Consider the following 13616-nt stretch of genomic DNA (forward strand, 5'->3'; position numbering starts at 1 on the left):
AAAACAGATATCTCTTACATTTGGGGGAAATACCAAAAAGTATGAGTGTACCGCAGTGGAAAACTGTTAAGGAATTTGAAGATATTACTTATAAAAAATCAAATGGAGTAGCCCGAATCGCTTTCAACCGACCTAATGTTAGAAATGCGTTCAGACCACAAACCACAGGTGAATTGTATGAAGCGTTCTATGACGCACAGGAAGATACAAGTATAGGAGTTGTATTACTGTCAGCTGAAGGGCCTTCTACAAAAGACGGTGTTTATTCCTTTTGTAGTGGTGGTGATCAACGTGCCCGCGGACATCAAGGATATGTTGGAGAAGATGGGATGCACCGCTTGAATATTCTCGAAGTACAGCGTTTGATTCGTTTTATGCCCAAGGTGGTTATTGCCGTAGTTCCCGGATGGGCCGTTGGAGGCGGACACAGCCTACATGTGGTTTGTGACATGACTTTGGCCAGTAAAGAACACGCCATTTTTAAACAAACCGATGCCGATGTAACAAGTTTTGACGGTGGGTACGGATCAGCTTATCTCGCTAAAATGGTGGGACAGAAAAAAGCACGTGAAATATTTTTCTTAGGAAGGAATTATTCTGCCCAAGAGGCTTTTGACATGGGTATGGTCAATGCTGTAGTTCCACATGACGAATTGGAAGACACTGCCTACCAATGGGCTCAGGAAATTCTGGAAAAATCACCGACTTCTATAAAAATGTTAAAGTTCGCGATGAACCTAACCGATGATGGTATGGTAGGACAACAGGTATTTGCAGGTGAAGCGACACGTTTGGCCTATATGACGGAGGAAGCTAAAGAAGGAAGAAACGCATTTCTGGAGAAAAGGAAACCAGATTTTAAAAATATAAAATGGATTCCATAAAAATGATTGTTTAATTAAAAATTCATGATATGCCCTACATTGATGAAAATCACTTAGTTAACCTGCATAAGGTTATCGAATCTAAAGAGATTTCCGAGGAAAAGCTTTTGAATGAATTGAGAAGGCAGAGAGAAGAAAAAGATAGGATTCACCGTTCCAGAAATGTGTTCAGGTGGACATCCGTTTCTTTGATTGCTGTATTGTTTGTTGGAGTACTTTTGTATTTTGTAAAGCCATCGGTATATGTAAACGATTCGCTTTTACAATCGCAGAACAAAATGCTGATCGATAAGAACGACCTACAATCTTATAAAGATCAGATATCACAATTAGAAGGTCATATTGAAAACTCAAACCATCAATTGGACGAAATTGATTACAGGAATATTGATAAAGAAGTAATTTATGCTGTTCAAATAGCAGCACTGGAAAACAAAGATCTTTCCCTGTATTCAGAAGAGTTGCGAAATATCAGTCAGTACAGAGACCAACCATACAACAAATATTCCCTTGGCAATTTCACTTCTCTGGACGACGCCAAAACATTTAGAAAAGAATTGGTCGATTTAGGGTTTAACGATGCTTTTGTAGCATCCTATAAAGATGGAAAACGAATAAAAATAGAAGAGGCTTTTTAATTTTTTAATGACAAAATCTAAAACACTGCTATCAGCCGCCAGGCTGAGGACATTACCACTTTCTGTTTCCGGAATCATAGTAGGTTCTGCCATAGCATTTTCAGAAGGGTATTACAATCTCTACGTTCTTATTTTTGCTTTGACAACCACCGTTGGCTTGCAGATACTTTCCAACTTTGCTAATGACTATGGGGATGGAGTTAAGGGAACAGACAACATGGATAGGGTAGGGCCAGTAAGAGCCATCCAAAGTGGGGTGATTACCAACAAAGAAATGTTGAGTGCCATTGTTGTGACTGTTGTTTTAACGATCATATCGGCCATTGTTTTGATCTATTTTGCTTTTAGGGGCAATAATTTCACCTATTCCCTTTTCTTCTTTTTACTGGGTATCGCTGCTGTTGTGGCTGCCATAAAATATACGGTAGGAAACTCTGCATATGGCTATAGCGGATTTGGAGATGTTTTTGTGTTTATATTTTTCGGTTTGGTGAGTGTTGCGGGATCTTACTTTCTATATACCCAAAACATGAACCCTGATGTGCTGTTGCCCGCTTTTTCCATCGGACTTCTGAGTGTTGGGGTTTTAAACCTGAACAATATGCGGGACATGGAAAGCGATAAAAAAGCCGGAAAACACACACTTGTGGTTAAAATTGGAGCTGGAAAAGCAAAACAATATCATTATATAATTCTTATATTAGCCATGTTCTTTGGTTTTATATATTTATTATTTAATTATAGGTCTCTCATAAATTTACTGTTTCTTATTTCATACATACCTATAATTCTACATTTAAGAAGAGTGTATGTTAATAAAAATGCAAAAACATTAGACCCTGAATTAAAGAAGCTTGCATTGAGTACCTTTTTCTTTGCCATACTGTTTTTACTGAGTTATAATATTTTTTTGTAGATTTAAAGAAGAATTTAACCCTAACATATTTTGAACCAACCAATTAAAGTTCTAATTATCGAGGATAATGTCATTATCGCCGACGATATGCAATCCATGCTTGAGGATATTGGATATGAAATTGTAGCCAATGTAGTTGATTATGAAAGTGCGGTTGAAGCACTTGAAAAAAATGAGGTAGATCTTGCTTTGGTTGATATCGTTCTTGCATCAAAGAAAACAGGGATAGATTTAGGGAAACACATTAGGGAAAACTACAGTATTCCATTCATTTTTGTAACTTCAAATTCTGATAAAGCCACTGTTGAAAATGCCAAAACGGTAAAACCTAACGGATATTTGGTAAAACCTTTTGAACAGCAGGATTTATTCACTTCCATAGAAATAGCCCTTTCTAATTTTAATGAAGAAACCGCATACTTGTCCAATAAACAAATAGAAAAAGAGGAGGATGAGGATGACAGTAAATTGGTATCGAATTCGGTTCTGAGGAATTCTATTTTTATCAAAAAATCACAACACTATTACAGAATCCCTTTTGACGAGATTCAATATGTCAAGGCAGATAACGTCTATTTAGAGGTTCATACTGTTGATAAAACCTTTTTGGTTCGTTCAGCTTTAAAAGATTATTTGGAAAAATTACCGCCCAAACAGTTCTATCGCGCTCACAAATCGTATATCGTAAATTTAGATCACATAGAAGCTATCAACACGAGAGATATTGTGATTAAAGGAGAAAACATCCCAATTTCCAAGGAATTTAGGGAGTTTATACTTTCCAATATGAACTCTTAAAACCCCTTTTACAACATTAATAGTATACTTCACCACAAAAAGGGAGCAGTTGACAACATATTTTTTTTAATATCAAGCTAAGGCTATATATTTACATCAGTTAGTTAATGTATTGATACTGCCCCGATTCTTAACTAATACCTATTGCATACAACTACCTAACAAATGGTAAATTAGTAAAAAGAGCTTTAGTTTTCTATTGCTCTTTTTATTTTTTATCCCCCTCCAGCTCCCGCCTTGGGCGGGGAGAGTGAAAAAACACTAAATTTCCAGTTTGCATCCATATTCTTTTGAGGAGTTAGGGGAGGGTTTAAATTCCAATTTGACACTCCTAATTTCGTACTTAGTATTTCAGATTTCGTATTTCAAAAACATATAATAGTTCATTTCACAACAAGAATTGGACAGTTCACAACAAAAATTATTTTATCCGGGATATATGGGTTAAGTTCGTCCTGTTAATAATTAAGTCGGTTAATGCACAGACAACTTGTTTCATAATGTTGCTGAAAAGAGTTTTAAGGTTCTCCTTAAGACTCTTTTTCAGTTTGTGCAAGATACATCCTTCTCTTTTTATTGCTTTAAAGCCAAAATACTGAGCTGTGTTTGAGGATAATACATACCTTATCTGTTGATTTACAACAACTTTTGCTTTTCACACAACAAAAATTTAGTTTTTTTACCAATTTGATTTAAGTTTATCTTGCTGTTAAGATGTTAGTTATATAATCTAGAGAAATGGTTATTATATAAACTGTCTGGAAAAGCCTAAACTAAAATTTAGGCTTTTTTTAAAAGATGTTATACCTTTAAGGGTTTTATAAATGTCCATATTGTCACAATTACTTAAATATAAAAAAGAAACGCTTTTTATTGTATTGTTGCTTATGGCAGTAATGCCTTTTTATGCGCAATCGACTAATACCAATATAAAAGAAAAGGATCCCTTAGAGGTTTTTCTGCAACAACCCACTGCACAGGGGAAATTCAACTATTTTTTTAATACTGAAGATAAATACAAAGTAAGCTCGGTTTACACTTGGCTTGATTCTATTGCTTCACCTATGAGTGTGGCAGAAATCAGGAAGGACTCTGTAAGTATTTACAAATACAGAACTGTCTTATCACAGCTTTATTATGATGTTGGAAACTATGACAAGGGAATTTTAATAGCTGAATTGCTCTACCAAAAAAATGAAAAGCTGGATAAGGATGTCAAAACCCGACTTCTTAAAATAATGGATAACCTCTATGGGTCACTTCAATTGTATGATAAACAACTGGAAGTGAGAAGGGGGCTAAAATATTCAGGAGAGGACGTTGTGCTTTATGATATATATGCAGATCTAGGTTTGTATAGACAGGCCATGATGGAATATATCATGAGCAACAAGGAGGCTATGGAGAGTAGTGGGGATCAATATGAAAAGGCAAAATATTATAACGATCTTGGGTTTTATCTGCTTAAAGACGGTTCGATCTTTACTGCGATCAAAAATATTGAAACCGCTAAACACAGCATTAATCGTTATCTAATGGATAATGAGAAAATAACGTCTGATCAATTTGATGAAGCACTTTTTTTGGAAGGACAAATAGAGAGCAATCTTGGAAAATGCAGAATGCTCCAAAACAAGTATAGAGAAGCAATACCCTATTTGGAAACGGGTGTTTCAGCCGCCAGGATATATGATATGGGAAGATACTCCCAAACGATGGTAGATTTATGGGGGGATTTGGCCGAGTGCTATCTCGAAACGGGAAACTTGAGGTATGCTAAAGCCTACCTTGATAGCATCGTTAGCAAACAACAAATCGTAAAATCACATTCAGTAAACTACAATCGGCTTAGGGCTAATTATCATTTAAAGGACAGCAATCCGGATTCAGCTTCTTTGTTTTTCAAAAGATATGTAAAACTGATAGACTCTTTGGATTACAACAGCAAAAAGAAGCAATTGCTCAGTCTCTTGGTTCAGTTTGATTTGAATAATCAGAAGGAAACCATAGCGCGGCAACGCTTAAATATAGAGAGAAATAAAGCAGAGATTCTTGAGCGTGAAAAAACCATTTATGTCAGTGTGACCGCACTCGGACTTTGTGTTGTTTGTGTTATCGGTTTGATCGTGGCCTATATTATCAGTATTAAAAACAAACGACTGATTGAAAATCAGAAAATGATCATCGAAAACTCATTGGTGGAAAAAGATTCGCTTCTTAAGGAAATCCACCATAGGGTAAAGAACAATCTTCAAATGGTTTCCAGCTTGTTGAGTCTTCAAACAAAAAATACGCGAAGCCGGGCGGCGATCAGTGCTTTGGAAGAAGGAAAGAGTAGGGTGAAGGCTATGGCACTTATCCATCAGAAATTATATCAGAATGAAGACCTTTCCGTGATCGAGATGCAGGAATATATTGAATCCCTATCGGCCAGTATACAGTCGGTGTACAAAAAAGAAGGATATCATATTTGTATGCATATCAATGCCAAAGGAACAGAACTGGATGTGGATAGGGCCATACCTATTGGGTTGATACTGAATGAATTGATATCCAATTCCTTCAAATATGCTTTTGAAAACAACAAAAAAGGGAATATTTATATCAATCTCAAGCGGGAGGAAGGTATTTTCTTTGAATATATGGATGATGGTATAGGTTTCCCGGAAGAATCGGTAGCGGTCACTTCCAATTCCATGGGAATGAATCTCGTAAGCCGGTTGGCCGATCAGCTTCGCTCCAAACTTCACATAGATACAGGCGTACAAGGCGTTCGTTTTTGGTTCTATTTCAATTAAAATTCATTAATTTAGGCTTTTATTAGATATGGAGCACAGCGATTCCATGTGTGCAACATCCCAAAGCTTCGGGATTGCACATTTTGGTCGGTGTAAAAATTTTAAACACATGAAAATTACATTTTACGGACATGCCTGTCTCGGAATAAAGGTTGATGATGTACATCTGTTGGTAGATCCGTTTATATCAGGAAATGAAAAAGCAAATCATGTTGATATAGAAGCCATCAAGGCTGATTATATTTTGGTGACCCATGCACATCGAGACCACACGCTTGATGTAGAAACCATAGCTAAACGCACCGGAGCAATGGTCGTTTCAAATTTTGAAATTGCCGGTTATTATGAAAATAAGGGTTTTGAAACTCATGGTATGAATCACGGTGGTCATTGGGATTTTGAATTCGGACTTCTTAAATATGTAAATGCTATTCATACTTCTTCTTTTCCTGATGGCACCTATGGCGGACAACCGGGTGGGTTTATTATAGAAGGCGAACATAAAAACATCTATATCGCAGGCGATACGGCTTTGACAATGGATATGAAACTGATCCCCATGCGAACGAAATTAGACCTGGCCATCCTTCCTATTGGTGATAATTTTACCATGGGCATAAAAGATGCGATTATTGCATCAAATTTTGTGGAATGTGATAAGGTGCTGGGATGTCATTATGATACCTTTGGTTATATCGAAATCGACCATGAAGATGCCAAAAAACAATTTTACAATAGCGGGAAAGACCTGATGCTACTCGAAATAGGTGAAAGTATCGAATTATAGATGAAAGCAAGTTATAAACGATACGTATTGAATTTTAAACGTCCCGGAGGAACTTCCAGAGGGGTGCTTACTCAAAAAGAAACATGGTTTATCATTATAGAAGATCAAAGCCACTATGGTATTGGCGAATGTGGTATTTTACGGAAGCTGAGCATTGATGACCGACCAGATTATGAAGAAAAACTGGATTGGACCTGTAAAAATATCACCCTGGGGAAAGAAAAACTTTGGGAAGCACTAAAAGAATTCCCGTCCATTCAGTTTGGGGTGGAGCAGGCTTTTGTTTCTTTGAAAAATCAACAGCCTCAGGGAAAGACCGCGAAGTATAAATCGGAACCTCCCCAAAAAAACATTTCAACGCAAGCGTCGGGTCATATTAAATCTCACTTAGTGAGAAGGTCCCCTTTTCAATTATTTCCATCCGATTTTAGTACAGGAAAAGCGGCTATCAACATCAACGGTTTGGTTTGGATGGGTGATGAAGCCTTTATGCGGGAACAGATCACGGAAAAAATAGCTGCGGGTTTTGGGTGTATCAAAATGAAAATAGGTGCGATCGATTTTGAAACCGAATTGAAATTATTACAATCCATTCGAAAAACATTTTCAGCTAAAGAAATAGAATTAAGGGTAGATGCCAATGGGGCTTTTGCGCCGAATGAAGCATTGGACAAACTCAGAAGACTGTCAGAACTAGAACTGCATTCCATCGAGCAGCCCATCAAACAAGGACAATGGGAAGAAATGGCAGCATTGTGCAGGGAAACGCCTTTACCGATCGCCTTGGACGAGGAATTAATCGGCGTTTTTGATGTAACAAAAAAGAAAGAATTGCTACAAACTATTAAACCACAATACATCATTTTAAAGCCGAGTTTGGTGGGTGGATATCGTGGTGCTGAAGAGTGGATCAACCTATGTGAAGGAATGAACATCTATTGGTGGATTACCAGTGCGCTGGAAAGTAATATAGGGCTGAATGCCATTGCTCAGTGGACATACACCTTAAACAACAACATGCCACAAGGTTTAGGGACAGGGAGTTTGTTCACGAATAATATCGAGAGTCCACTGGAAGTAAAAAACGGTGCTTTGCAGTACAATTCGTCAAGGGAATGGAATTGGCAATCCACAATATTATAAAAAGACATTTATGTTTATAAAACAAGCTTTTAATTACAAGTATAAATTTCCGCGCTATATCATTGGACTTGTTTTGGTGGTGTTTTTCTATTTTATGGGACAGATTCCATTGGGAGCTGCCTTATTTTTAAGTGGCAAGATGGATGAAATAGATCCTAATGATACTGCAGCACTCCTAGGCTTGTTGGAGCCCAATCTTGGGCTTTTCTTGATGTTATTGTCTCCTGCCTTTGGTTTATTAGTATTATTGCTTTGGGTGAAATTCGGACATCAACAACCCATCAGGGCATTGACCACCGCCCGTAAAAAAGTGGACTGGAAACGCATTTGGTTTTCGTTCCTGTTGTGGGCTTCGATTTCAACTATACTAGTCTTTGTTGATATATGGTTATCCCCGGAAAGTTATGAGTTCAACTTCAAATTATACCCTTTTTTAATCTTGGTAGTTATCGCCATAGTGATGCTTCCTATACAAACCAGTATGGAAGAATACCTCTTCAGGGGATATCTGATGCAAGGCTTGGGGACACTACTGAAGAACAAATGGGCGCCTTTGGTGATTACCTCGCTTATGTTCGGATTATTGCATGGTGCTAATCCGGAAGTGGATAAACTAGGCTGGGGCATTATGGTGTATTATATCGGAACCGGACTTTTTCTGGGAATCATCACTTTGATGGATGACGGTATGGAGCTCGCTTTGGGTTTTCACGCGGCCAACAACTTAACCGCAGCTTTGCTCGTTACTGCTGATTGGACAGCCCTACAAACACACTCCCTCTACAAAGATATATCCGATCCCGTGCTGGGGTATGACGTCTTAGTTCCTGTTTTGGTTTTCTTCCCGATTATAATACTCATCTTTTCCCTGAAATACGGTTGGAATGATTGGGTAGAAAAATTAACCGGGAAAATAGAGAAGCCTTTGATGCCAGAAAAAGTAAAGAACCTCGAAATGGTTGATGAAAAACCGGAAACAAATACCTTGTAAACCTTTGTTTCCAGGAAAAACCGTTTTAAATTTATTGCACTAACGAATGGACTCGTTTATGAGTTCAATAATTAAAAAAACGGTGACAAAACTACCTAGCTTTGATAAGATCCATTTACGGTTTAGGCTAAACAATACCTACTACAGCAGGGAAGACCTAAAAGAAGTGGCCTATAGCTTCGTAAAAGAAGGAGCGCCCTATGAGCAATCTGTTGGTGATTTCCTGATTGATTGGTTGAACGATAAAGATCATCTGTATGTGCGGACTTCTGGTTCTACGGGAACGCCAAAAACCATTCGTTTGCAAAAACAATATATGGTCAATTCGGCCGTAGCCTCGGGGGATTTCTTCGGGATCTCCGTTGGGGATTCCGCTCTTCATTGTTTACCGGCTGCCTATATTGCCGGAAAGATGATGTTGGTACGTGCTATGGTCCTCGGTTTGGAAATAGATCTGGTAGAACCCAGCCTGCATCCGATGCAGAAAATTGAAAAAAACTACGATTTCTCGGCCATGATCCCTTTGCAGGTGTATAATTCGTTAGGACAGCTCAATCAGATTAAACAATTGATCGTAGGTGGTGCTCCCGTGACCAAGGAGTTGATAGAAAGCGTTCAAGGTAAAATAACTTTTGTTTATGAAACCTACGGAATGACTGAAACGGTAACGCATATCGCTGCCAAACAGATCAATAATTTTAAATCTGCTGAAGAAATAGAGGTCGCACACTTCAAGACCCTGCCCAATGTAAGAATAGGGCTAGATGACCGAAAATGTTTGGTGATCGATGCACCCTATATCGCTGAAGAAACTATTGTAACCAACGATATAGTTGAATTGATCGCTGCTGATGAATTTGAATGGTTGGGGCGATATGACAACATCATCAATTCCGGTGGCGTAAAACTGATTCCCGAACAGGTGGAAGAAAAACTCGCAGCAGTTATCAAAGAACGTTTTTTTGTCTACGGAATAGAAGACAAAGCCCTAGGTGAGAAATTAGTGCTGGTTGTTGAAGCCGAAAAAGGAAAATATGACACAGAAGCTCTTTCCAAAAAGATAAAAAGTCTCAAAAAACTTGACAAATACGAAAACCCAAAGGAAATCTATTGTACCGATGCCTTTATAGAAACCGAAAACGGAAAAGTTATTCGGGAAGCGTCTTTACAGAAGGCGTTGGGGTAAAGGGGGCAAGGTTTAAAGTTTAAGGTTTAAAATTTTAAGTTTATAAACTGGAAAAGAGCTGATAACGTGGATCTACCTACCTGACTGCCGTCAGGCAAGTTCGGAAGACAGGTTTGCAATCCGTGTATGAACGATGCCTTGTACGGAAAGCTTTTCTGCGCTATCGAGTTGTAAGTGCAATGATAAAAAGATAATAATGAAGTTTATATTTATCGACAAAAAAAGTAAATACTATAAAGAGGCGATTGATTTGAGAATATCATTATTCTTTAGCGGTATGGATAATACCAATGAACTAATAAATGACACTTATGAAAATCAAAGCCAACATTTAGTTTGTTTAAATGAAAATAAAGTTGTTGGAACAGGAAGATTGAGCATTAGAAATAATCAAGGAATTATTTCTCAAATGGCCATAAAAAAAGAGTTTCAAAAGAAAGGGATTGGTTCCGAAATATTATCAAAACTATTAAGTCAATGCTCAAGCTTGGAATTGGATAAAATAAAATTAAGCGCCAGAAAAACTGCAGTTGATTTTTACAAAAAATTTGGATTCCAAGATTATGGTGAGGATTATAAATCAAAAAAAACAGGGATAATCCATAGAAATATGAGTAAACAAGGGAGCTGATGAATAGCATTTGCTAATACCGAATATAAAAAATAGGGTGAGAAAGCACTAAAAACCGAAAACGGTAAGGTTATCCGGGAAGCGTCTTTACAGAAGGCGTTGGGGTAAAGGGGGCAAGGTTTAAGGTTTAAAATTTAAAACTCGGAAAAGAGTTGATAACGAGGATCTACCTACCTGACTGCCGTCAGGCAAGTTCGGCAGACAGGTTTGCAATCCGTCTATTAACAAAGCCTAGCCCGGAAAACATTTCCGGGCTATCGAGTATGAAATATAACACTTTAAGTAAGTAGCTGAGCATTTCGCGTTGTTGTTTTCAATCATAATTTTAAAACGATACAGATTTTTATTTCTACATAGATATATTTGACATCTAGATAAATAAATATCAAGTCATGAAAAAAATTCTAATAACAGGAGGATTTGGAAAAATAGGGGAGTATTTCATAAAAAACTTCAATCATAAATATGATATAACAGTTGCTGATTTAAAGGTTACTGAAGGGATTTTCCCTAAGCATGTGAGAATCGAAAAAGTTGATCTAACCGACTTTTCGAGTTGTATGAAAATTTGTGAAGGGATAGATACCGTAATCCATTTAGCCGGGATTGTTGACCCTGTTTCTGAATCGGATGAAGTTCTTGACATCAACATCAAAATGACGCAGAATATTTTTAAAGCAGCAGTAAAACTCAATTGTAAAAGACTGATATATGCTAGTAGTGCTCAAACTATTGAGTCTTATCCAGAGGATGTTCAGGTTGATAAAAATATGTTGGTGAAGCCCAAAAACTTGTACGGAGTATCAAAATGTTTTGGTGAAGTTCTTGCAGCTTACTATTCCTATAACAAGGGGATATCCACCATTTGTTTAAGAATCGGAGCTTATGAATTCCCAAAAGATTTTACAGCGATGAATGCCAGGGATTTGAGTGCATTTTTACACCCGGACGATTTTAATCAATTGTTGATGGGGTGCATTGAAACAAAAAACATTCAACACGAAGTACTCAATGCAATCTCAGATAACAGGTACAAAAGGCTTGATATCCGAGAATCCAAAGAAAAAGTAGGGTATACCCCAAAAGCAGATGCTTTTAAATTGTTCAAATTGGCAACAGACTAAAAGTAGCAAAGAATGAAGCGCTTAATTTTCACTAAATTTGGAATAGAAGCTTTTAAAGTGATACATCTCAAAATAAATTAAGCCATGACTAAAACACTCGGGAGAAACGATCCATGCCATTGCGGTAGTGGTAAGAAATACAAACGTTGCTGTATGGGAAAGGAACGTTTAACAAGAACAAGGAAATCAAAGATGGCCTTAATTGTTGTTGTAGGAGTGATACTCTTAGGTATTGTGCTTGTTGTAGTCTCAATGATCAACAGCGGCAATTAATCCACATGTCCTCCCGGAAAAACCTGGTCGGATACACATCAACACTGTCATTAGAGACTACGGTAGCTAATGTCGGAGCAGGAATGTCCCCTATCGGAACAAAACTGTAACGCGTCGGAATTCAACTGCAATGAGTCGGAACACAATTGTAACGTACCGGAACAGGAATGTAACAGCGTGGAACGCAATTCGATCCTATCGGAATGGGATTTGAACGTGCCGGAATAGAACTTGAACCAGTCGGAACGCATTTTGACCCTATCGGAACGGAACTTAAGCCTGTCGGAACAGGAATCTAATCATAAGCAATAGAAAAGTAACCATAAGCAACTTATGTCCCATTAATAAAAAGCTTATTATATTTACAGAAATCAATCAAAATGACTTATGAATAAACCTACTAAGGCATGCAACAATTGCGAAAAGACATTTGATGTTTCTTATGATTTTTGTCCTTTTTGCGGACAGAAAAAGGAAGATAAGCTTACTTTGGGCGTGTTGTTTTATAACACGATAAGCAATTATTTTTCATTTGATGCCCGGTTTTTCAAAAGCTTTCTTCCGTTGATGATCAAACCGGGTTTTTTACCCGAAAAATTTATCGAGGGAAAACGTCGTACCTACATCCATCCTGCGCAATTTTATTTGTTTATATCCATTGTCTTCTTCTTTCTATTTTCGATTTCCATAGATTTTTCCGGAGGAATAGACTCAGAAGAATCCAATATCAAAGTCAACACTTTAGTTGATAAAGAATTAAGGGAAGAGCTGAATGATTCTTTGGACTTGGAAAATGAACAACTATCGAAAACCGTGTCCAGTGCAATTGACAAAGTTACAGAAGAATCCAAGATAGATTCCATGATACAAGCTGGTGCTCCAAAAACTGAGATTTATAGCGCTATGGGAATGAATGAAGATGCAGGGTATTTTGAGCGAAAAACATATGAACAAATGTTGCGGCTTCGAAAGGGCACAGGAAAGAAAGCCATTGCTCAAGCATTTATTGATAGTTTTCCAATTGCTATGTTCTTTTTATTGCCAATTTTCGCACTATTGCTCAAGCTGTTTTTTTACAAAGACAGGCCATATGTGTGGCATTTGGTGTTTAGCTTTTACTTTTTTTGTTTTGGGTTTGCACTATTGTCTTTTGATTATTTAGTGAGCTATGTCGTTAACATACCGACTTGGATTAACGCTCTTCTGTTTTTAGCCTTCTTTGTGTATTTGATTTTTGCGATAAGACGCTTTTACAAACAAAGCTACTTGGTGAGTGTGATAAAAAGTGGTGCGGTCAGTATCCTGTTTTTATTGGTGGTATTGCCTGTAGCTTTTGCTATAATGGGGCTCACTGCCTTTTTCTTTTATTAAATTTATTTAAGCTTTGGAATTTGATGCTTGGAGTTTGGGATTTGAACTATAATGTACTTGCGTTATGTAACATTGC

General features: G+C 37.4%; 13 protein-coding genes. All 13 read left to right on the forward strand.

Going from position 1 to position 13616, the window contains the following annotated elements; translation table 11 throughout:
• Positions 1–41: 41 nt before the first annotated feature.
• The 13 genes from OOZ15_RS09240 (at position 42) to OOZ15_RS09295 (ending at position 13540) form a co-directional block, all read left to right on the forward strand.
• A complete protein-coding gene (locus OOZ15_RS09240; protein ID WP_265956070.1) occupies positions 42–884 on the forward strand; it encodes a 1,4-dihydroxy-2-naphthoyl-CoA synthase in 843 nt (280 codons plus the stop codon).
• A gap of 29 nt (positions 885–913) precedes the next feature.
• A complete protein-coding gene (locus OOZ15_RS09245) occupies positions 914–1522 on the forward strand; it encodes an SPOR domain-containing protein (RefSeq protein WP_265956071.1) in 609 nt (202 codons plus the stop codon).
• A 7-nt stretch (positions 1523–1529) separates the two neighbouring features.
• Complete coding sequence (locus tag OOZ15_RS09250; protein ID WP_265956072.1) at positions 1530–2438, forward strand: 1,4-dihydroxy-2-naphthoate polyprenyltransferase; 909 nt, start codon at positions 1530–1532, stop codon at positions 2436–2438.
• A gap of 30 nt (positions 2439–2468) precedes the next feature.
• On the forward strand, positions 2469–3236 hold the full coding sequence (locus tag OOZ15_RS09255) for a LytR/AlgR family response regulator transcription factor (protein ID WP_265956073.1): 768 nt from the start codon (positions 2469–2471) through the stop codon (positions 3234–3236).
• Positions 3237–4060: 824 nt separating this feature from the next.
• On the forward strand, positions 4061–6034 hold the full coding sequence (locus tag OOZ15_RS09260; RefSeq protein ID WP_265956074.1) for a tetratricopeptide repeat-containing sensor histidine kinase: 1974 nt from the start codon (positions 4061–4063) through the stop codon (positions 6032–6034).
• Positions 6035–6143: 109 nt separating this feature from the next.
• Positions 6144–6821 carry a metal-dependent hydrolase gene (locus tag OOZ15_RS09265; RefSeq protein ID WP_265956075.1) on the forward strand — a complete coding sequence of 226 codons (678 nt, stop codon included), beginning with the start codon at positions 6144–6146 and terminating at the stop codon, positions 6819–6821.
• Complete coding sequence (locus OOZ15_RS09270; RefSeq protein WP_265956076.1) at positions 6822–7964, forward strand: o-succinylbenzoate synthase; 1143 nt, start codon at positions 6822–6824, stop codon at positions 7962–7964. It begins immediately after the preceding gene.
• 10 nt (positions 7965–7974) lie between these two features.
• Positions 7975–8955: a CPBP family intramembrane glutamic endopeptidase gene (locus OOZ15_RS09275; protein ID WP_265956078.1), complete on the forward strand. Its 981-nt coding sequence runs from the start codon at positions 7975–7977 to the stop codon at positions 8953–8955.
• A gap of 82 nt (positions 8956–9037) precedes the next feature.
• Entirely contained in the window at positions 9038–10141 is a 1104-nt protein-coding gene (locus OOZ15_RS09280) for an AMP-binding protein (RefSeq protein ID WP_265956080.1), read from the forward strand.
• 196 nt (positions 10142–10337) lie between these two features.
• On the forward strand, positions 10338–10772 hold the full coding sequence (locus tag OOZ15_RS09285) for a GNAT family N-acetyltransferase (RefSeq protein ID WP_265956082.1): 435 nt from the start codon (positions 10338–10340) through the stop codon (positions 10770–10772).
• Positions 10773–11164: 392 nt separating this feature from the next.
• A complete protein-coding gene (locus OOZ15_RS09290; RefSeq protein ID WP_265956084.1) occupies positions 11165–11896 on the forward strand; it encodes an NAD-dependent epimerase/dehydratase family protein in 732 nt (243 codons plus the stop codon).
• A gap of 84 nt (positions 11897–11980) precedes the next feature.
• Positions 11981–12169 carry an SEC-C metal-binding domain-containing protein gene (locus tag OOZ15_RS20435; protein ID WP_416337317.1) on the forward strand — a complete coding sequence of 63 codons (189 nt, stop codon included), beginning with the start codon at positions 11981–11983 and terminating at the stop codon, positions 12167–12169.
• 387 nt (positions 12170–12556) lie between these two features.
• On the forward strand, positions 12557–13540 hold the full coding sequence (locus tag OOZ15_RS09295) for a DUF3667 domain-containing protein (RefSeq protein ID WP_265956086.1): 984 nt from the start codon (positions 12557–12559) through the stop codon (positions 13538–13540).
• Positions 13541–13616 lie beyond the last annotated feature (76 nt).

It is taken from the genome of Galbibacter kalidii (assembly GCF_026241135.1).
Lineage (GTDB): Bacteria > Bacteroidota > Bacteroidia > Flavobacteriales > Flavobacteriaceae > Galbibacter.

What these genes read in the sequence shown, in the direction of transcription:
- OOZ15_RS09285 (WP_265956082.1), top strand. Translation starts at nt 10,338, where the DNA reads ATGAAGTTTATATTTATCGACAAAAAAAGTAAATACTATAAAGAGGCG.
- OOZ15_RS09245 (WP_265956071.1), top strand. Translation starts at nt 914, where the DNA reads ATGCCCTACATTGATGAAAATCACTTAGTTAACCTGCATAAGGTTATC.
- OOZ15_RS20435 (WP_416337317.1), top strand. Translation starts at nt 11,981, where the DNA reads ATGACTAAAACACTCGGGAGAAACGATCCATGCCATTGCGGTAGTGGT.
- OOZ15_RS09275 (WP_265956078.1), top strand. Translation starts at nt 7,975, where the DNA reads ATGTTTATAAAACAAGCTTTTAATTACAAGTATAAATTTCCGCGCTAT.
- OOZ15_RS09295 (WP_265956086.1), top strand. Translation starts at nt 12,557, where the DNA reads ATGAATAAACCTACTAAGGCATGCAACAATTGCGAAAAGACATTTGAT.
- OOZ15_RS09265 (WP_265956075.1), top strand. Translation starts at nt 6,144, where the DNA reads ATGAAAATTACATTTTACGGACATGCCTGTCTCGGAATAAAGGTTGAT.
- OOZ15_RS09240 (WP_265956070.1), top strand. Translation starts at nt 42, where the DNA reads ATGAGTGTACCGCAGTGGAAAACTGTTAAGGAATTTGAAGATATTACT.
- OOZ15_RS09260 (WP_265956074.1), top strand. Translation starts at nt 4,061, where the DNA reads ATGTCCATATTGTCACAATTACTTAAATATAAAAAAGAAACGCTTTTT.
- OOZ15_RS09290 (WP_265956084.1), top strand. Translation starts at nt 11,165, where the DNA reads ATGAAAAAAATTCTAATAACAGGAGGATTTGGAAAAATAGGGGAGTAT.
- OOZ15_RS09250 (WP_265956072.1), top strand. Translation starts at nt 1,530, where the DNA reads ATGACAAAATCTAAAACACTGCTATCAGCCGCCAGGCTGAGGACATTA.
- OOZ15_RS09270 (WP_265956076.1), top strand. Translation starts at nt 6,822, where the DNA reads ATGAAAGCAAGTTATAAACGATACGTATTGAATTTTAAACGTCCCGGA.